The following is an 18,734-nucleotide window of genomic DNA, read 5'->3' as shown; positions in this document are numbered from 1 at the left end:
TCCTGTATCGATGATACGTCTACCGATGAAAATCATCGTACGCTGTCTCCAGACAGTGAGTGATCTTCTCCTCAGGAGGCGGGTATACCCTGAAGGGTATGCGTACCACCGCCCCTCTAGAGGAGCTTCCTTCGTCCATCGCCGATGCACTCGATCGCGGCCTCGCGGTGATCACTGCAAATCAGCGTACCGCCCGCACCTTAAGGAACGCATTCGACAGGCGAAACCGGGAGACTGGACTTGACAGCTGGCAGACGGCGGCGATTCTTCCGTGGGAGACATGGGTTACCCGGCTGTGGAATCAACTGCTGGTTCGAGGCAAGGTCTCCGAGCTTCTACTCAATTCGGCGCAGGAGCACGCACTGTGGTTGGGGATCATCACTGCGGATTCCAATCTTCCCCCGAGCCTGCGCTCGTTCGATTCACTGGCGGAGATGGCCGCAGCTGCATGGCGGCTTCTGGGGCAACACGATGCCCTTGACCGTCTGCGTCAGAACTGGGGCACACCTGAGACAAAGGCCTTTCAGCGTTGGGCACGAGAGTTTGAACGGCAATGCCAGGCGAATCGCTATCTTTCACGCGCTGTGCTCGAGAACAATCTTCGAGGCACAATCGAAGAAAAACTTCTGCCCGCTGCATCCATCGCTCTTGCCGGCTTCGATGAGATGCTCCCTGCGCAAAACGAACTGATCGCCGCAATCTCCGCCGCGGGAGGCGCCGTTGAGATCCTGGATCTCTCCATCGAACCCGGCCAGAGGCTCCTTGTCGAGACTTCGGATGAAGCGGAGGAGATCGCAGCTGCTGCGCGATGGATACGAAATCTCCTTATACAAAATCCGCAAGCCCGAGTTGGCGTAATCGCAGCTTCCCTCCAGGATCGTCGCGATGAGATCGACCGACGCTTCCGCGAAATTCTCGCGCCGGAGCTTGAGGACATCCAGAACGCAAACCGGCTAGCGCCCTATGAGTTTTCCGTGGGAGTTCCCCTTGCCCAAACCGCCATGGTGCGAACAGCGCTGGATCTGCTGTCCTGGTGCATCTCGCCCCTTCCATCGGAGCGGGTAAGCGCTCTGCTTGTCTCGCCACTGTTTGCCATGAGCGAGGCGGAGCAAAGCAACCGTGCAGCATTCGATGCCTCTGAGTTGCGCAGGGCGAAGCTTCTTCGTCCGCAGGTATCTCTGCCATGGCTCGCTGATCTTCTTGCAAGATCGCCGTACCGATTAAAGCTGCAGACGCTGAACCGTGCGATCGTATCGATGCGACATTCTTCTCTGCCCTCGACAGAGGAACTGCGAAGCTATGCCGCATGGGCTGACTTCGTGCGTACCTGGCTGCAGACTGCAGGGTGGGGCCGCAGCGCGGGAGAAGACAGCGTCGAATACCAGACGCGGCGAAAGTGGGAGAGCACACTCGACGTGCTCGCGACGCTTGATATTTATGGCAGGCAGGTCAATTTTCTGCAGATGCTCGCCGCGTTGGACCGCCTGCTCCAGCAGACGATCTTCGCTCCGGAATCGCATCAGGCGCCTGTCCAGGTGGTGGGTCCGCTCGAGGCTGCGGGCAGTACATTCGACGCGCTCTGGTTCATGGGTGCCGGAGACCTGAATTGGCCCATCAAAAGTGCCGTTAACCCATTACTCCCATGGCCACTTCAACGGGAGCTGGGACTGCCTGGAGCGAATCCCACAGCGGAAGATGCCCGCGCACGGAAGATAACGGCTCGCCTCGCTGCAAGCGCGCAGCAGGTCATCTTCAGCTATCCGAAAGCCATGGCCGACGGAACTCAGAGGCCATCGCCTCTTCTTCGTTCTCTCCATCTTCAGAAAATAGAGCTTGCATCTCTGGCGCCCCCGGATATTGAAGCAGAACCCGTCGCTCTTGAAGAATTCTCCGATCGACTTCCCATCGCTCCATTACCTGAACTCGCCTCTTCAGGAGGAGTTGAGATCGTCAAGCTCCAGGCCGCGTGCGCTTTTCGTGCCTTTGCAGAGAAACGGCTGGGATCCTCTGAGCTTCGTAAGATTGAACTTGGGTTGGACGCAAGAGAGCTCGGCAGCGTTCTTCATCACATCCTTGAACACTTCTGGAAGCAGGTCGGCTCGCAGGCAGCTCTCAAATTAATGTCGAAGGAGGAACGTGAGGCGTCCCTTAGCCTCTCCATCGGCTACGGGCTGCAGAAAGCTGCTAAAGCACGCACTTCCTGGGAACGGGCATATATCGATCTGCAGCGAAAACGCCTGATGAAGTTGCTTGATCAGTGGCTGGAACTGGAGATGCGCCGAGCCCCTTTCGTCGTAAGAGAGAGTGAAGCGACGATGCGAGATGTTCAGGTCGGACCGCTTCGGCTGAACCTGCGGGTAGACCGTGTGGATGTTACAGACGAGGGAGAAGTCATCCTCGACTATAAAACTGGCGGAGCGAAGGCCGCGCACTGGGAGGGCAAGCGTCCCGATGAGCCTCAGCTTCCGCTCTATGCCGTCGTTACCAGGGCAGCGCAGCCTGACACTCCCTTGGTCGATATAGCATTCGCGCAGATACGCGCAGGCAACGAGATGGCCTTCGAGAGCTTCGCTCAGAAGATTACGGCCAAGAAGCCCGTGCAGAAGAAGCGGGAGTTGTCCTTCGAAGAGCAGCTGGACGAATGGCAACGGGTACTTGAAGACCTGGCACATGCCTTTTATAGCGGCAACACAGAGGTCGATCCGAAGAATTATCCGGAGACCTGCAAGCACTGTACGCAACGAATTTTGTGCCGGTTGAATCCGGCAGCTTTTGATGAGGACCTTGATGAAGAAACGCCAGCCGGCTCTGGAAATGGGTGATCTCTTCGCATTTCCCTCCGAGTCCGTGGAAACTGAAACCGCATCGGCTCACCCACCTGATCACCTGGAGCGCGGACAAGCGCTCGACGTGACACGATCATGGATCGTGGAAGCGCCCGCAGGATCAGGTAAGACCGGGTTGCTCATCCAACGGTATCTTAAGCTGCTCGCCCTTCCATCGGTAGAGCAACCAGAACAGGTCCTCGCCATCACCTTTACCGTAAAGGCCGCAGGCGAGATACGCGATCGCGTATTGGAACAGCTACAGCAGGCAAAAGAGCCGACGGCTGGACTTCAGGAGTTCGAGCGCCACAGCCGTGAATTGGCTCTCGCTGTACTCGACCGGGACCGAATGTTCGGATGGGACCTCCTGGACCATCCCCGCCGATTCAACATCCGGACTATCGATTCTATCTGTTCGGAGATCAGCCGCAGCCTTCCTGTTCTCTCCGGCAGCGCTTCGCTCACTCCTGTCGAGGATGCCTCCGCGCTTTATCGCAAGGCCGCAGAACGGACCCTCCTGCAACTAGGCGGCGAGGATGACGCTCTCAATGACGCGCTCCGCACGGTCCTGCTTCATCGCGACGGCAATTTGTCACAGGTCCGCAACTTGCTTGCAGAGATGCTGAGTCTTCGCGATCAGTGGGGCCGCCTGGTCCCTCTGGGAAAGGAGATGCTCGAAGAGGATTATCTCGATCGCGAGGTCCTTCCTCAGATTGAGCGGACGCTTGTCCACGTCATCTGCCAGGAGCTCTCCCGTATCGCAAGGCTCTTTCCTGCGCCCCTGCTGCACGAGATATCAACGCTTGCTGCAGAGATGGGCAACCGCGATGGATACAAGGGGGAAAAATCTCCTATCGCAATCTGTGCACGACTCCATCATGCCCCAGGAGAAACCGCTGAGGATCTTGCGCACTGGAGGGCGCTGGCTCATCTTCTGGTCACCTCGAGCGGATGGCGTTCAAGTACCAGCAGACAACACGTTAAATTTGATATCGAGAAGGATCACGGAAAGCAACTCAAAGGAATCCTGGAGCAGCTTGCACCGCACCAGGAACTCTGTGACGCTCTGAAAAAACTTTCGACACTGCCGCCACCCCAATATCCGCAGAGTCAGTGGCGCATGGCGAAAGCGCTTTTCCGTATTCTGTATCGCGCATTGGCTGAGTTGCAGATCGTCTTCGCAGAACAGGAAGAGTGCGACTTTATTGAGCCGAGCCTCGTAGCACGCTCTGCTCTGCGAAATGAGGGAGTGGGGCTCGATGCCTCCATGGGAACGCAACTGCAACATTTGCTCGTCGATGAGATGCAGGACACCTCTACCAGTCAGTATGACCTGATCCAACTCCTGACCCAGGGTTGGGATGGGCACAGCCAGACGATCTTCCTTGTGGGTGATCCCAAACAATCTATTTATCTCTTTCGGCAGGCGCGTGTAGAACGATTCATTCAAACCATGCAGCAGCAGCAGCTTGGCGGCATCTCTCTTGGGCGCTTATATCTCACCGCCAATTTTCGCTCACAGGAGTTGCTGGTGCATTCCTTCAACGAGGACTTCTCCCGCCTGTTTCCCAAGGATGTAAGCGAAGATCGCCCGGATGAGGTTCCGTACGTCGCTGCTCATCCGGTGCGAGGACGATCCTCTGAGTCACAAAAGGTTGTCTGGCACACACAATCCCTGCCGTCCGATCTGAAGAAGGAGGACCGGAAGATCGCGCGGCGGCGACAGGCACAGCGCGAAGCCCTGCAGGTCAGAGCCATCATCGACCAGTGGCACGCCCGAGCTTCGGCAGAAGGGAGAGAGCCGGAAAAGATCGCCGTACTCGTCCGCAATCGCGCCCACCTTACGGAGATTGCCGCTGAGCTGAAGCGCGAGCGGGGGACGCCACCCATTCCCTACCGCGCCGTCAAAATCGAATACCTCAAAGAGCGCCCCGAGGTCCTGGACCTCTATGCGCTTACGCGCGCTCTTCTGCATCCCGCAGACCGCGTCGCCTGGCTGGCTGTGCTCAGGGCGCCGTGGTGTGGACTTGAACTCGCGGAGTTGCACCTGCTCGCGGGAAAAGATGATCCGGCTCTCTTCCGTAAATCGATCGAGGAACTAATCGTAAGCAGAGGGCAGGATCTCAGCGAGGATTCTTGCCAGAGGCTGATGCGCATTTGGCCTGTTCTGCAGACCGCGTTCGCACAGCGCCTTCGCATTTCCCTGTCGCAGCTTGTAGAACGCACCTGGCGATCTCTTGGAGGCGATCTTTCGCTTACCCGCGAGCAGCGTACCAACGCCAGAATGTACTTCACCCTGCTGGACGATCTTGAGCGGCACGGCGCCGTCGACCTTTCCGAGCTTGACACCCGAATCTCCTCGCTGCACGCAGAAACGCCGGCCACCCCCGGCGCTGTGGATCTGATGACAATCCATGGAGCGAAAGGATTGGAGTGGGATCTGGTGCTTATCCCTTCTCTCGAAAGAAAAAGCGGCATCAGCACAGCTCGCCTGCTCACATGGAATGAGATCACGGGCACAGCAGAGCACGCAGCATCGGTTTTACTGGCTCCCATCGCGGGAAAGGGCGAAAGTTCCGAGGCGCTCAACAAGTGGCTCAACAGCATTCAGAATGTTCGCGAACAAGCGGAGGCCCGCAGGCTCTTCTATGTTGCATGCACACGCGCGCGAGAAGAGCTACACCTCTTTGCCTCTCCCGAGCAGAAAAAAGACGGCGGCATCAAGTGCAACATCGGCAGCCTGCTGCAGGCAGCCTGGCCAGCCGCCGAACGACACTTTGTGCAGGCAGGCTCAGAATCTTCGACAACCCCTGTCATTCCATTCCCTCAGCCAGAGAGCGACGGTGCCATTCTGACAAGTCTTGCTGCAGAAGCCGATGAACCGAGGCGCTCGATTCTTCATCGCCTTCCACTGAACGTCTCGCCAGGAGCACAGCTCCGGGCCGTCATCTCATGGAAACCGGCCGCCACATCTTCGGCTGCTGCAGCCTTCAAGCGACCGGAAGGCCCATTCGATGCCCGCGCCCTGGGAACCGCGGTCCATGCCTTCATGGAACTCCTCGCCGAGGAAATCGCCGCAGGTTGCGTGCCCCAGGATCTACTCCTGCAGGTTGGCACATGGAATCCGCGCATTGCGAAGGTCCTGCACAGCTATGGTCTATCCCCTCAGATCGCAGGCCAACTCTCCGGGCAGGTCAAAGCAGCCCTTACCTCTGCGCTACGCGACCCTGTCGGGCTTTGGATCCTGGGCTCGCACATGCAGGCCTTCAGCGAGCAGGCTCTCACCTCATGGCAGGAAGACATTACAAATCTCCGCCTCGACAGGGTCTTTCGCGCCGGACCGGAGCCGTTCATCCCCGGAGACTCCTGCACGTGGGTCGTGGACTACAAGACCACGCCCTGCAGAGATGCCGATGTCGAAAAATTCCTCTCCCACGAACAGGAGAAATATGCGGCTCAACTGGAGACGTACGGAAAGACGATACTCGCAGGCAGGAGTGCAGCATTCATCCGGCTAGGTCTCTACTACCCAATGATTCCGGCCTTCCGTTGGTGGACAATGCCAGATGTTTAGGGTTGAACCGCCCCTACATGGCGAACGTCCGCGCCTCGCACCCAGAAGATCACGTCCTCGGCGATATTGGTGGCGTGATCTCCCACCCGTTCCAGATTGCGCGCAATGATCAGCGCATTCAGCGATTGCGGCGTAAGCTCCGGCTGCTCCTTAATCAGACTGCTCAGGGCATAGTAGGCAGCATCGTTCATCTTATCGACCTGGTCGTCCATGTGGAACACGGACTCAGCCATCTCGGCATCGCCTTCAATAAAGGCTTGCAGAGCCTTACGCACCATTGCCGAAGCCAATTCCGCCAGCTTCGGAATATCGACGGGAAGATCGATGTTTGCGAAAGCTCCCATCTCCCGCACACGCAGGGCGATGTTCACGGCTTGATCGCCTACTCGCTCCAGGTCCGCATTGATGCGAATGACCGAGAGGATAAACCGCAGATCGATGGCCATGGGCTGCTCCATGGCCAGAAGATCAAGCGCCATCTGGTCAATCTCCCGCTCAAGACGATTGATCGCCGGTTCGGACCGCAGCACCAGTTCGCAGATGCTCAGGTCTCGCGTACGATAAGCCTCGATCGATCGCTGGATCGCCTGTTCCGCCATCCCTGCCATCATCAGAAGCTTCTCTTTCAACTCGTCGAGGCTCTGATGGAACTTGACGCGCATCAGCCAAACCTCCCTGTGATGTAGTCCTCTGTACGCTTGTCGCGGGGATTCGTGAAGATCTTGTGGGTCGAATCAAACTCCACCAGCTTGCCGTTCAGAAAGAAGCCTGTATTCTCCGCCACACGAGCAGCCTGCTGCATGTTGTGAGTGACAATCACGATCGTGTACTGGGTCTTCAACTGGAAGATTAAATCCTCAATCTTGGACGTGGAGACCGGATCCAGGGCCGAAGCCGGCTCATCCATCAGAAGTACCTCCGGGTCGACAGCCAATGCGCGCGCGATACACATACGCTGCTGCTGACCTCCAGAGAGCGATGCTCCTGACTTCTTTTTCAAATCGTCCTTCACCTCTTCCCACAGCGCAGCTTGTCGCAGCGAGCGCTCAACCGTCTCGTCAAGTACGCGGCGGTTGCGAAAGCCATTGAGCTTGAGGCCACTGATCACGTTGTCGTAGATCGACATCGTGGGGAACGGATTCGGCCTCTGGAAGACCATGCCCACGCGGCGGCGAATCTCCACAGGAGAGGCGTCTCGATAGACATCCACATCGCCCATCTTCACCGTTCCTGTTGCACGCGCAATGGGATTGGTCTCGTGCATGCGGTTCAGGCAGCGAACGAAGGTCGATTTACCGCAGCCGGAAGGACCGATGAGAGCAGTAGCGTGATTGGCCGGAATGTGCAGGTTAATATCCTGCAGCGTATGGGTCGATCCATACCAGGCGTTCAGGTTTTCAACTAGAATTCCGACTCCCACTAACTTCCTCCCTTGAGCATGCCGCGGCTTGTAACCACGCGGACCAGCGTCACCGAGACCATGATTAGAACAATCAGCACCAGGGCCCCCGCCCATGCCAGCCTGTGCCACTCGTCGTAAGGCGATATCGCGTAGACAAAAATCTGCAGTGGCAGAGCCGCAATCGGCTCATTCAGCTTGAAGCTCCAGAACTGATTTCCAAATGCCGTGAACAACAGAGGCGCCGTCTCTCCGGCCACGCGTGCAAACGCCAGCATGCAGCCGGTAATGATGCCGGGGGAAGCCGTGCGCAGGCTTACGGAGATCGCTGTCCGCCACTTCGGCACTCCAAGCCCGAGGGCCGCCTCGCGAATCGCGTGCGGAACCGTAGCCAGCATCTCTTCAGTTGTGCGCGTCACCGTCGGAATCATCATGATGGCAAGCGCGATTCCGCCGGCCAACGCTGAGTAGTGATGCTGCGGCTTCACCACCAGCGAGTAAATGGCAATGCCCATCACGATCGACGGAACGCCGTTGAGAACATCGGCTGTAAAGCGGATGGCATTCCCCAGCGCCCTACCCTGGCCAAACTCGGAGAGATATACGCCCGAAGCAATTCCAATCGGAATCCCCATCAGACTCGCCAGGCCGAGAATAACTCCTGACCCGAAAATCGCGTTCGCCATACCGCCGCCTTCTTCGCCGACAGGAGCGGGAATACGCGTAAAAAATGCAATATTGAGCGATGAAGCTCCTTTGTACACCAGATAAAAAAGGATGGCCGCCAGTGGGGCAAGTACCAGCAACGTTGCGAGAATTGCCAGGGCGCTAACAATGTAATCGGCGGCCTGCCGTCTGACCACATTAACCCGTGATGGCTTCAACGGTTCAGACAGAGGGCCTGTTGGTACAGATCGTGTGCTCATCAGGAGACCCTCGAAGGTGCGCCGCGTGTGACAGCCCACACCATCAGACGCGCGATGGCATTCACCACAATCGTGACGAGGAACAGCGCAAGGCCGATCTCAATCAGCGCACTGTAATAAAGATTGCCAGTCGCTTCAGAGAACTCATTAGCGATGACGCTGGCCAGCGTAATTCCGGGAGCAAACAGACTCTTGCTGATGTCAGGATGATTCCCGATCACCATCGTTACGGCCATTGTCTCCCCGAGCGCTCGTCCCAACCCAAGCATCACGGCACCCACAATACCGATCCTCGAGTTTCTTAGAACGGCGATGCGGATCATCTCCCAGCGGGTAGCACCAAGGGCGAGTACAGCCTCGCGCTGGCTGTTCGGCACCGCACCCATAATGTCTCGCGTCAGCGACGAGATAATTGGCAGGATCATGATGGCAAGGATGATGCTGGCAGTCAGCATACCAACGCCAAAGTTCGGTCCGTCAAACAATCCCGTCCAGCCGAACGTATTCACCAGAAACGGGCCAAGAGTATCCCGCATCAGCGGCACCAGCACAAATACAGCCCAAAGGCCATAGACCACACTGGGGATAGCAGCCAGCAACTCCGTCAGAAACGAAATCGGAGCACGTAAAGGCCGCGGACAAAGCTCTGTCAGAAAGATTGCTACACCGAGCGCCAGGGGAACCGCCATCAACAGCGCAAGGAAAGAAGTCATCAGAGTGCCGTAGATGAACGGAAGGGCACCGAAGTCCCCGGATACAGGATCCCAGGCTTCGCGGATGAAGAACTTCCAGCCAAATGCCGAAAGACTCAAATGTGAGTTTTGAACCAGTATCCACAAGATGAACAGCACGATCACAAAGATCGTGCAGGCGCAGATCAGCATCAGTGTGCCGAAACTGGCATCGGCAACACGTCCGCTTCCCCTGGAATTCAGAAAACTTCGAATGACGGATGGAGCCTGCACCGACGAAGAGAATCTCTCTTCCGCGGCTCCTGCCGGGGCAGATAAACCTTCGGCTGGCAACGGCGCATCGTGTTCTTTAGGAATATTCATGCCGTGGGAGAAACTTTTACAACTGAAGCCCAGAATTATTCTAGCCGCTAAATGCGCTCTTGCCGCGCGTGTCGTCGGGAAGGAACACGCGCGGCAGGAGATCGTTACTTGATCTGAGCAATAGTCTTGCGCACCATATCCTGCACCTGCTTGGGAAGCGGCGCATAGCTGAGACCGGCGGCTTCGCTCTCACCGTGATCGAGCATCCAGCCCAGAAAATCCTTCAGGACCTTCATCTTCGATGCATCGGTTGAATGCGTCGGTACCAGCAGCCACGTGAAGCTTGAGATCGGATACGAGGCCGCACCCTGGGCATTTGTAATAGAGACGCGATAGTCAGCGGGCATGGTCTTCGCTGCTGCAGCCGCCGCGGCAGTTACAGCTTCCGGACTCGCCTTGACATATTTACCCGAAGCATTCTTTACAGAGCCAAACGACATCTTGTTCTGCAGGGCGTAGATCAACTCGACATAACCGAAGGAGTTTGGAGACTGGCGCACCATTCCGGCGACGCCCTCGTTGCCTTTCTGCCCGATTCCGACGGGCCACTTCACAGACGTATTTTTGCCCACCTTGGTGCTCCACTCCGGGCTCACCTTCGAAAGAAAATCCGTGAAGATGTAGGTGGTGCCACTGCCGTCCGAACGATAGACAGGAAGAATCGGTTTGGCCGGCAGGTTGACACCGGGATTGTCTTTGGCGATGCGGGGGTCATTCCACTTCGTAATCTTGCCCAGGTAGATATCGGCGATCACATCTCCGGAGAAGTTGAGATCCTTGTTGAGTCCTGGAATGTTGTAAACAGGAACCACGGCTCCCAGTACAGTGGGGATATGCTGGGTCTTGACTTTCGCTGCAGCCATCTGTTGATCGCTCATCGGTCCGTCACTGGCGCCGAAATCAACGATCCCATCCGATACCTGGCGAATCCCGCCGCCCGATCCGATGGACTGATAGTTGATCTTCACCGAAGGGTGCAGATGGTTATACTCGCTGAACCACTTGGAATAGATCGGATTAGGAAACGTTGCGCCTGCTCCGTTCAAGTTCTGTGCGCTGGCTCCGATGGCCGCAAGTGCCAGCACGCCAATCGCTATTAAGCTCTTTTTCACTCTTCACCCCTCGCAAGTCGTGCTACAAACAGACCTTCACTACCTGCTTCAAGTCTGACCCGCTATTGTTACGGGAAGGTTACATCGGAGTGAAAACCATAAAAACAGATCAATCTGCCCTGGATAGCACCCGTGGGAGAGTGAAAATAAAGGTACTTCCTACATTCAACTCACTATCCACCCGGATTGCCCCTCCCTGGCCTTCGATCACATGACGGGCGATCGCCAACCCTAGCCCCGTGCCTCCCGATTCGCGCGATCTCGCCTTATCCACCCGATAGAAGCGCTCAAAGATGCGCTGCAGATGTTCCGAAGCAATTCCTGGTCCAAAGTCCTGCACCCGAAACTCTACAAAGTTCTCCTGAGAGTGAGCACTTACGATGACCCGGCTGCGCCCCTTGGTCGGATGCCTGCCGTATTTAATCGCATTCTCGATCAGGTTGCTCAGGACCTGAACCGCCGCATCCTGATCTGCCATTACCTCATCGGGGACGGTTTCTCCGATCTCGAGCACGGCCTCCTCGTCCTGAACCATGCCGCTCATCGCCTGCACGGCATCGCGCACCAGCATGTCTGCCCTCAGGCTCACTGGATGCAATTCCTGTTCGGAAGACTCGACGCGCGCCATGACCAGCAAGTCCTCGGTCAAACGATTCATCCGAGTGGCATTTTTATGAATGGTGGTCAGGAACTCCCGAGCCTGCGGGCTCAACTCCTGCTCATGATCCAGCAGAGTCTCCACATATCCTGTAATTGAGGTCAGGGGTGTTCTCAACTCATGGCTCACATTCGCCACAAAGTCCCGCTGGGTTCGCTCCACCTGTTCAATGCGCGTAATGTCGTGCAATACGGCAACCGCGCCTCCGCCCGGCATAGGCGACGCGGCTATCTCAAATATCTTTCCCGGCAGCAGCGAAGTGGACCGCCGTTCGCTGACCACCCGTTGTTCCAACGCAACCCGCATACAGTCCAGAACATCTGGGTCCCGGATAGTCTGAACCAGGGCATGCCCCACGCGAACCGCATTTGAAAACGACATGCCGGGAATCAGCTTCTGCATCCTCTGATTCGTCCACTGGATTCGTCCTGCTGCGTCAACAGCGATCACAGCATCCTGCATGCTGTCGATCATCGCCTCGAGCTCTTGCCTGCTCTCGGCGGCGTCTGTCAGAGAACGATCCACTCTGTCGGAGGCCTGTTTTATGGCATGCGAAAGATCCTTAAAATTCCGAAATGAGGGGTTTGAACCCTCTTCTGACAGGCGTTCCTTTCCCACGCCAATCTGGGATATGGCATCCTCAAGGACACGGGCATCTCTTCGGATCCAGCGAGTCCATAACAAAGCCACGCACACACTGGCAATCGCAATAAAGAGAGCCGAGACAGCCCACCCCGCAGAAGCCACGACTACAGCGAGGAGAAGACCGACCGCAACAGAAATTAGAAATGGAAGAAACAAACTTCCCTTCACCCCGGCCCCTAAGCCGGAATCTGCGCTGCCTTGGGAATCTCGAAACGATACCCTGCTCCGCGCATTGTCTTCAGAAACCGGGGTGTCTCCGGATCCAGCTCGATCTTCTCACGGATGCGTCGCACATAAACATCCACCGATCGCGGAGTCACAAAACGGGCGTCTCCCCAGACTGCATCCAGCAAGTGGTCACGGCTGAAGACCCGCCCCGGATGCCGGGCCAGATAATCCAGCAGACGGAACTCGGTCGCGGTCGTCGTTACCAGCTCGCCACCTACCCGAAGCTGCATGGCGCCCGCATCGATCTCGATATTGTCAAACTTCACCATGGATGGCGTGGTCGGGCGCTCAAACCGGCGCAACACAGCCTTTACCCGGGCCACCAGCTCACGGGTGCCGAACGGCTTGGTAATGTAGTCATCCGCTCCCAGCTCAAGCCCATGAACGCGGTCATTCTCAGCCGCCCGGGCCGTCAGGAAGATGATAGGGATAATGCTGAGGGTGGGGTTCTGCCGAAGCCGCCGACAGAGATCGAGGCCGTCACCACCAGGAACCATAATATCCAGAAGAAAGAGCGCCGGAGGCTGCCGCTCTGCGTCCTGAAGTATCTGACCTACTGCGGGATAAGGCCTGACACTGAATCCAGTACTTTCAAGATGATACTGCACCAGCCGCGAGATATCGGCATCGTCTTCCAATAGAAAAATCGTCTGACTCAAGTATTCGACCTCGTTGAATTACGCGACCTTCCGGTGACTAGCTTAGCGCAATGCAGGTTCTAGGATTGCTAACGGAATGTAAATCGTTGATGACTGGTACGCCGTAAGGGGGCGTGCGTATACTCGAAACTGCCATATTGTTCCACTGTTGATCTCTATCTGCCATTCACGTTGACCTTACCGGGATGATGTCTATGCCAAGGAATTTCCCCCTCGTTCTTTGTATCGATGATGAACTGGTTGGGCTCAAGGTGCGGAAGATGGTCCTTGAGCGTGCCGGCTACCAGGTCCTTACGGCAACCGATGGCGTCAGCGGCATCTCGGTCTTCGAAAACGAGCCTGTCGATGTAGTCGTCCTCGACTACTCCATGCCTGGAATGCATGGGGGAGAAGTGGCCAGCCGGCTGCGGCAGATTAAGCCGCATGTCCCCATTCTGTTGCTCTCGGCATATATTGGACTTCCCGGTGAAGTAACCTCACTGGTGGACCTTTATATGACGAAGACCGAAGGGGCACCCGTACTTCTTCAGAAACTTGGCAGATTATTGCAGCAGCCTGTAGCCGCTCCATAACTGCGATTGAGTGAACGGACCACGTGAATCTCACCGAATTCAATCGAATTCTGCGGCAAGTCTTTTTACTGCCCATCATTGCTCTTTTGATCACCGCTGGTGCACTTTACCTTCAGGTGCGGGGCGCCAACGAGACTGTCCGGCTTATCCAGGATAACGACGCCAACATCACACAGGCTGCACTGGTTGCCAAGCTCGTCCTCGATCAGGAATCCGGCCTTCGCGGCTACCAGGCCACCGGCGATGAGCGATTTCTCACCGAATTCCGCCAGGCAGAATCCACCATCCAGGGCGAACTGGATAATCTGGCCACGGCAGTCCAGGCCGACGCCAATCAGAGATATAACGTCGAAGATCTACGCAACGAGTATCAGAACTGGCACGATGCCTTCGCCCTGCCTATCATGGCGACCGTCCGTGCCGGCGGAACCGCCAACGACGTCACCCTCAATCTCTACGGCAAAACGCTGATGGACCAGGTCCGGCAGGACATCCGGAGCATTACGCAGCACGCCGAGGCAGCACGCTCCATTCGCATCGAGCAATGGCACCGCCAGGTCCGCAATACCGTCGAGGCTCTCCTTGCTATCGCACTTGGCATGGGAGTTCTCATTGGCTTATTTACCCGTAGCCGCCTTAAGGCCGTCTCTTCCGCTTACAGGACATCGCTCGAGGTCCTCAGCCGCCGCGCTGAAGAGATCTTCCAGTCCGAGCAGCGCCTGCGGACCACCCTGGTATCCATTGGAGATGGAGTCATCACTTGTGATGCCGAAGGCCGGATCCAAATGATGAATCCGGTCGCCTGCGATCTCACCGGATGGACCCAGGCCGAAGCCCATAACCGACCGCTGGAAGATGTCTTCCATATCGTCAACGAGTCCACCGGCAAGGCCGTCGAAACCCCGGTCGCCAAGGTCAAGCGGCTCCGAAGCGTCGTCGGGGTAGCCCAGGACACTGCATTGATTCGTAAGAACGGAACCCGCATTTTGATTGCAGACAGCGGGGCTCCCATTCGTGATCAGACCGAGGAGATCATCGGAATCGTTCTCGTCTTCCGCGATATCACGCTCGAACGCCGGACTCAGGAAACGCTGCTCTCCAACGAGAAGCTCGCCGTAACAGGCCGGCTTGCCGCCACGATTGCGCACGAGATTCATAATCCTCTGGACGCGGTCTCCAATCTTCTCTACCTGATGCGCAACGGAACGTCTCAAGAGGAGTTTCCACAACTGATCGATATGGCGGAGAGTGAACTCGCCCGCGTCACTCAGATCAGCCGCGCCATGCTCGGCCTTTACCGTGAATCGCGCGCTCCAGTCTCCGTCGAAATCAAATCAACCCTCGAAGACGTTCTGCTCCTCATGGAACATCGTTTCCTTGAGCTGCAGGTTACCCTCCACACGGATATCCCATCTCCCGTCAGGGTCCATGCATTTCCAGCTGAGCTTCGCCAGGTCTTCACCAATCTCCTCGCAAACGCCGCTGAAGCCTGCAGTCCGGGTGGCAATATCCGGGTAAGCGCCTGTTATACGAATGCCGGGTCCCCAGCCGCTGGCGCCTCCATTGACATTCAGGACAACGGACCGGGAATCCCCCAGGAGATCCTCTCCCAGCTTTTCCAGCCGTTTTTCACCACAAAAGGCGAAAACGGGACCGGACTTGGCCTCTGGGTCAGCAAGGGTATCGTCAACAAACACGGCGGCTCCATCAACATCGTCAGCAGTACCGATTCAGCAACCCACGGCACAGCCGTAACCGTATTTCTCCCCGAAAAGCCTGCCTTCAACACCGTCGAGACTAATTAAGATTCCTCAGTTGCTCCACGATCAGCCCCGCCGCCTCCTCACACACCGATCGATCGACGTCGTAATGAGTTACCAGCCGGACGCTGTGCGGTCCAATCGCGCTGGTTAGAATTCCCTTCTGCTTCAGCGCAGCGCAAAAAGCGGGAGCATCCCCTTCGCTTTTGAGGGTAAAGATCACAATGTTTGTCTGTACGCTGTCGAGATCGAGCTCCGTGCTCGCCTCACTCGCAACAGCCTCTGCCAGCAGACGAGCATTCCGGTGATCTTCCGATAGACGCCGCGTCATCTCCTCCAGCGCAATCAGACCTGCGGCCGCCAGCACTCCAGCCTGCCGCATCCCGCCTCCCAGCGCCTTCCGGAACGTCCTTGCCCTCTCAATTGCTTTTGCCGACCCCACCAGCATCGAACCCACTGGCGCGCCCAGTCCCTTCGAAAGGCAGAACATCACCGTATCGAACCCTGCAGTCAGCTCGACCACGTCGACTCCTAAAGCGGCCGCCGCATTGAAGACACGAGCACCATCCAGGTGCAGCGGCAGCCCTGTCTCTCTTGCTCCGCGCCATATCTCCTGCAACACCTCGAGCGGAGTCACCGTACCGCCCGCCATGTTGTGGGTATTCTCAAGGCAGATTAGTCCAGTCGGCTGGCGATAATAAATCTTCGGTCCGATCGCCTTGCGAATCTTCTCCCACGTCAGAACGCCACGATCTCCCTCAACGGTACGAGGCTGGCACCCGGAAAAAGCCGCCATCGTGGCCATCTCCCAGTCCAACACATGCGACCGCGCCTCGCAGATGACCTCTTGCCCGTGCTCCGTGTGCAAACGAATCGCAATCTGGTTCCCCATCGTCCCTGTAGGGACAAAGATCGCCGCCTCTTTGCCAAAGACAGCAGCAGCTCGCTTCTCCAGCCGATTGATCGTGGGGTCTTCTCCATAAACGTCGTCGCCTACCTCGGCCTCAGCCATCGCCTGCCGCATCGCCGCAGTCGGTCGTGTCACGGTGTCGCTGCGAAGATCGATCATTCTGCTCGCTCCTCTTGCATTCATCTCAAACCTCTGCCGGATCAGGAATCAGCAATCTGCTGAACACCTCGTTTGAGGCCATCCGTCCCCGTGGAGTGAGTCGCAGAAGGTCCGCGTCCATTCGCATCAGCGCGGCATCGCATACCTCCCGGATGGAAGGCATCACCGAAGCCATCTTTGCCTCGCCGAACTCCTCACGCAGGCGCGAGAGCCTCACCCCCTCGACCATCCTTAGTCCCAGAAACAGCGTTTCTTCGAAAGCCGCGTCCATGCTCACTCTCTCCGGCCTTGCACTCAGAGCGCCCGCGATAGGAAACAGATCATCGGACGGCCCGGCCATATACAGAGACAGCTCATCTGCGTTCTGAAAACGGATCGTCCCACCATCCGTACACAGCATCGAATGTGCATCCAGACCAAAGCCTATATAAGGAAGCCGCTGCCAGTACTTCGTATTGTGCTTCGAGACATGGCCTTCCTTGCCGAAGTTGGAGATCTCATACTGCCGCAATCCGCCTGCATTCAGCAGTTCGCATCCCAGCTCATACCAGCCTGCGACCTGATCGTCCGATGGAAGTTCTCCGGCGCCATACCGCACCCCGCCTGCAAGGGCTTCGCGGCCCAGGCGGGACTCCTCGTCCACCTCAAGCATGTAGACACTCACATGCCCCACACCGCTCTCCATGGCCCGCTGCAGCGACTCTCTCCAGCTCGCTTCTGTTTGGTGCGGCAACCCTACGATCAGATCGATGCCCGTCTTTTCGATCCCTGCGCGGTGCAACCGCGCTATCTCCGCCTCACACTCCGCCCCTGTATGCAGTCTTCCAACCGCCCTGGCTTCCCGATCGACAAACGACTGGACTCCAAGGCTGACCCGGTTCACTCCCTGCCGCTGAAACTCCTCAAGTGTCTCCGCATTTAATTGTCCTGGAGCACACTCAACGGTAATCTCTGCCCTGTCCGATATCTCGAACAGCCTTCTCAGTGCCGAGAAGATCTTGTCCACGTGATCCGGAGACAACAGGCTCGGCGTTCCTCCGCCAAAATAAATCGTATCCGCCGAGAACCCCAGCGACGCTGCCATGTCCTCAGCGTTCAGTCGTGCCTGCCCAATCTCCTCACAAAGCCGGTCAACATAGGTCCCCAGCCGGTCCATCCCGAAGGCGTCTGAAGCAAAGTTGCAGAAGCTGCACTTCGCTTTACAGAAAGGGATCGAAAGATAGATGCCGACCGGCGAACTCACGCGGAGAAACCTCTCGCATCATTCTTTCACGGCAAACAGCCTGCATGCGGCTCCATGCATCGCCCTCACAACTTACTGAAACCGCATCTTTCTTCTAAAGGAGGTGCCTTTTTTCACACTAAGAAGATGCCTCTTCAACGCACGCCATTCCTGCCTCCCTGTCGTCGAACCATTTACACTAGCTGCTGGTGGACAAACAACGATGATTTGGACCCTGACCCTCGCCCTTCACATTTTCCAGGTAGATGCCGCGTCTGTTCCTCCGACCGATGCAGGCTCTTCAAGTGCGCTTGCCGAGATGATCCATAACAGCGGTCCGGTGGCGTTCACCGTGCTGGTCCTGCTTCTGCTGGCCAGCATCTTCTCCTGGACCATCATGCTCTCGAAATGGTCGAGCCTGGGAAAGGCAGACAAACAAAGCAAGCGTTTCCTGCGCGTCTTCCGCAAATCCAGCCGCCTCAGCGAGGTCGCCACCGTCGCCGAACAGTTCCGGCCAAGCCCCTTGGTCTCCGTCTTCAGTGAGATCCACGATGAGTATCAACGCCAAAACGGCGGCCGCGGTCTTCCCCGCAATCCCGTCGCGCTTGAGCGTGCTGCCGCAACGGCATCCAGCGAAGCGCTCACCGGGATGGAATCGCGCATGACCTGGCTGGCCACCATCGCTGCCATCGCCCCCTTTATCGGCCTCTTCGGAACCGTCTGGGGCATCATCGACGCATTCCACGGCCTGGGTACCGCTGGCGCGGCCACCCTTCGCGCTGTAGCACCCGGAATCTCCGAGGCTCTCATCACTACCGCTGCTGGTCTCGTGGTCGCCATCCCCGCCGTCATCGGCTACAACCAGCTCACCGCAAGACTGCGCGAGCAGGGCGCTCGCATGGATGACTTCGGACGCGAACTGCTGAACGCAATTGAAAACGCCGCGATGGTCACCCCCACGCAGCCTCCGCAGCCGCCGTCTCAAGGCTACGCTCCCGTGGAAGAGCTGCCGCGTCGGAGGACGTTCTAG

General features: G+C 57.3%; 14 protein-coding genes. 5 read left to right on the top strand and 9 right to left on the bottom strand.

Annotated elements, in window-relative coordinates; all coding sequences use genetic code 11:
- The first annotated feature begins 98 nt into the window (after positions 1-98).
- Together GWR55_RS03645 and GWR55_RS03640 are read left to right on the top strand one after the other, a co-directional pair.
- Positions 99-2,822: a PD-(D/E)XK nuclease family protein gene (locus GWR55_RS03645; protein ID WP_162401047.1), complete on the top strand. Its 2,724-nt coding sequence runs from the start codon at positions 99-101 to the stop codon at positions 2,820-2,822.
- A complete protein-coding gene (locus GWR55_RS03640; protein WP_162401046.1) occupies positions 2,788-6,399 on the top strand; it encodes an exodeoxyribonuclease V subunit beta in 3,612 nt (1,203 codons plus the stop codon). The genes GWR55_RS03645 and GWR55_RS03640 overlap by 35 nt, the downstream gene beginning before the upstream one ends.
- Here the strand turns inward: GWR55_RS03640 and phoU are convergent.
- The 7 genes from phoU to GWR55_RS03605 all read right to left on the bottom strand — a co-directional run bounded on the left by phoU (position 6,396) and on the right by GWR55_RS03605 (position 13,081).
- A complete protein-coding gene (gene phoU, locus GWR55_RS03635) occupies positions 6,396-7,061 on the bottom strand; it encodes a phosphate signaling complex protein PhoU (protein WP_162401045.1) in 666 nt (221 codons plus the stop codon). The genes GWR55_RS03640 and phoU overlap by 4 nt on opposite strands.
- Positions 7,061-7,819 carry a phosphate ABC transporter ATP-binding protein PstB gene (gene pstB, locus GWR55_RS03630; protein ID WP_162401044.1) on the bottom strand — a complete coding sequence of 253 codons (759 nt, stop codon included), beginning with the start codon at positions 7,817-7,819 and terminating at the stop codon, positions 7,061-7,063. The genes phoU and pstB overlap by 1 nt, the downstream gene beginning before the upstream one ends.
- On the bottom strand, positions 7,819-8,724 hold the full coding sequence (gene pstA / locus GWR55_RS03625) for a phosphate ABC transporter permease PstA (protein WP_162401043.1): 906 nt from the start codon (positions 8,722-8,724) through the stop codon (positions 7,819-7,821). Before pstA ends, pstB begins: the two co-directional genes overlap by 1 nt.
- Complete coding sequence (gene pstC, locus GWR55_RS03620; RefSeq protein ID WP_162401042.1) at positions 8,724-9,779, bottom strand: phosphate ABC transporter permease subunit PstC; 1,056 nt, start codon at positions 9,777-9,779, stop codon at positions 8,724-8,726. The genes pstA and pstC overlap by 1 nt, the downstream gene beginning before the upstream one ends.
- A 104-nt stretch (positions 9,780-9,883) precedes the next feature.
- Positions 9,884-10,891 carry a phosphate ABC transporter substrate-binding protein PstS gene (gene pstS, locus GWR55_RS03615; RefSeq protein ID WP_162401041.1) on the bottom strand — a complete coding sequence of 336 codons (1,008 nt, stop codon included), beginning with the start codon at positions 10,889-10,891 and terminating at the stop codon, positions 9,884-9,886.
- Positions 10,892-11,000: 109 nt separating this feature from the next.
- Entirely contained in the window at positions 11,001-12,074 is a 1,074-nt protein-coding gene (locus GWR55_RS03610) for a cell wall metabolism sensor histidine kinase WalK (protein WP_238398621.1), read from the bottom strand.
- Between the two features lie 296 nt (positions 12,075-12,370).
- Entirely contained in the window at positions 12,371-13,081 is a 711-nt protein-coding gene (locus GWR55_RS03605) for a winged helix-turn-helix domain-containing protein (RefSeq protein WP_162401039.1), read from the bottom strand.
- Positions 13,082-13,275: 194 nt separating this feature from the next.
- Between GWR55_RS03605 and GWR55_RS03600 the strand changes: the two genes are divergently transcribed.
- A complete protein-coding gene (locus tag GWR55_RS03600; RefSeq protein ID WP_162401038.1) occupies positions 13,276-13,653 on the top strand; it encodes a response regulator in 378 nt (125 codons plus the stop codon).
- 86 nt (positions 13,654-13,739) lie between these two features.
- The gene (locus GWR55_RS03595; RefSeq protein ID WP_238398620.1) at positions 13,740-15,458 is read left to right on the top strand and encodes an ATP-binding protein; all 1,719 of its coding nucleotides are present in this window, start codon (positions 13,740-13,742) and stop codon (positions 15,456-15,458) included.
- Here GWR55_RS03595 and ltaE read toward each other — a convergent pair.
- Positions 15,451-16,482: a low-specificity L-threonine aldolase gene (gene ltaE / locus GWR55_RS03590; RefSeq protein ID WP_162401036.1), complete on the bottom strand. Its 1,032-nt coding sequence runs from the start codon at positions 16,480-16,482 to the stop codon at positions 15,451-15,453. The genes GWR55_RS03595 and ltaE overlap by 8 nt on opposite strands.
- A 25-nt stretch (positions 16,483-16,507) precedes the next feature.
- Complete coding sequence (hemW, locus tag GWR55_RS03585) at positions 16,508-17,725, bottom strand: radical SAM family heme chaperone HemW (protein WP_162401035.1); 1,218 nt, start codon at positions 17,723-17,725, stop codon at positions 16,508-16,510.
- Between the two features lie 202 nt (positions 17,726-17,927).
- On the opposite strand from hemW, the gene GWR55_RS03580 reads away from it, so the two are divergent.
- A complete protein-coding gene (locus GWR55_RS03580; protein WP_162401034.1) occupies positions 17,928-18,734 on the top strand; it encodes a MotA/TolQ/ExbB proton channel family protein in 807 nt (268 codons plus the stop codon).

The sequence above is a fragment of the Edaphobacter sp. 12200R-103 genome (assembly GCF_010093025.1).
Classification (GTDB): domain Bacteria; phylum Acidobacteriota; class Terriglobia; order Terriglobales; family Acidobacteriaceae; genus Edaphobacter.
The sequence above is the reverse complement of the archived record's forward strand: the minus strand, read 5'-3'. Positions and strand labels throughout refer to the sequence as shown.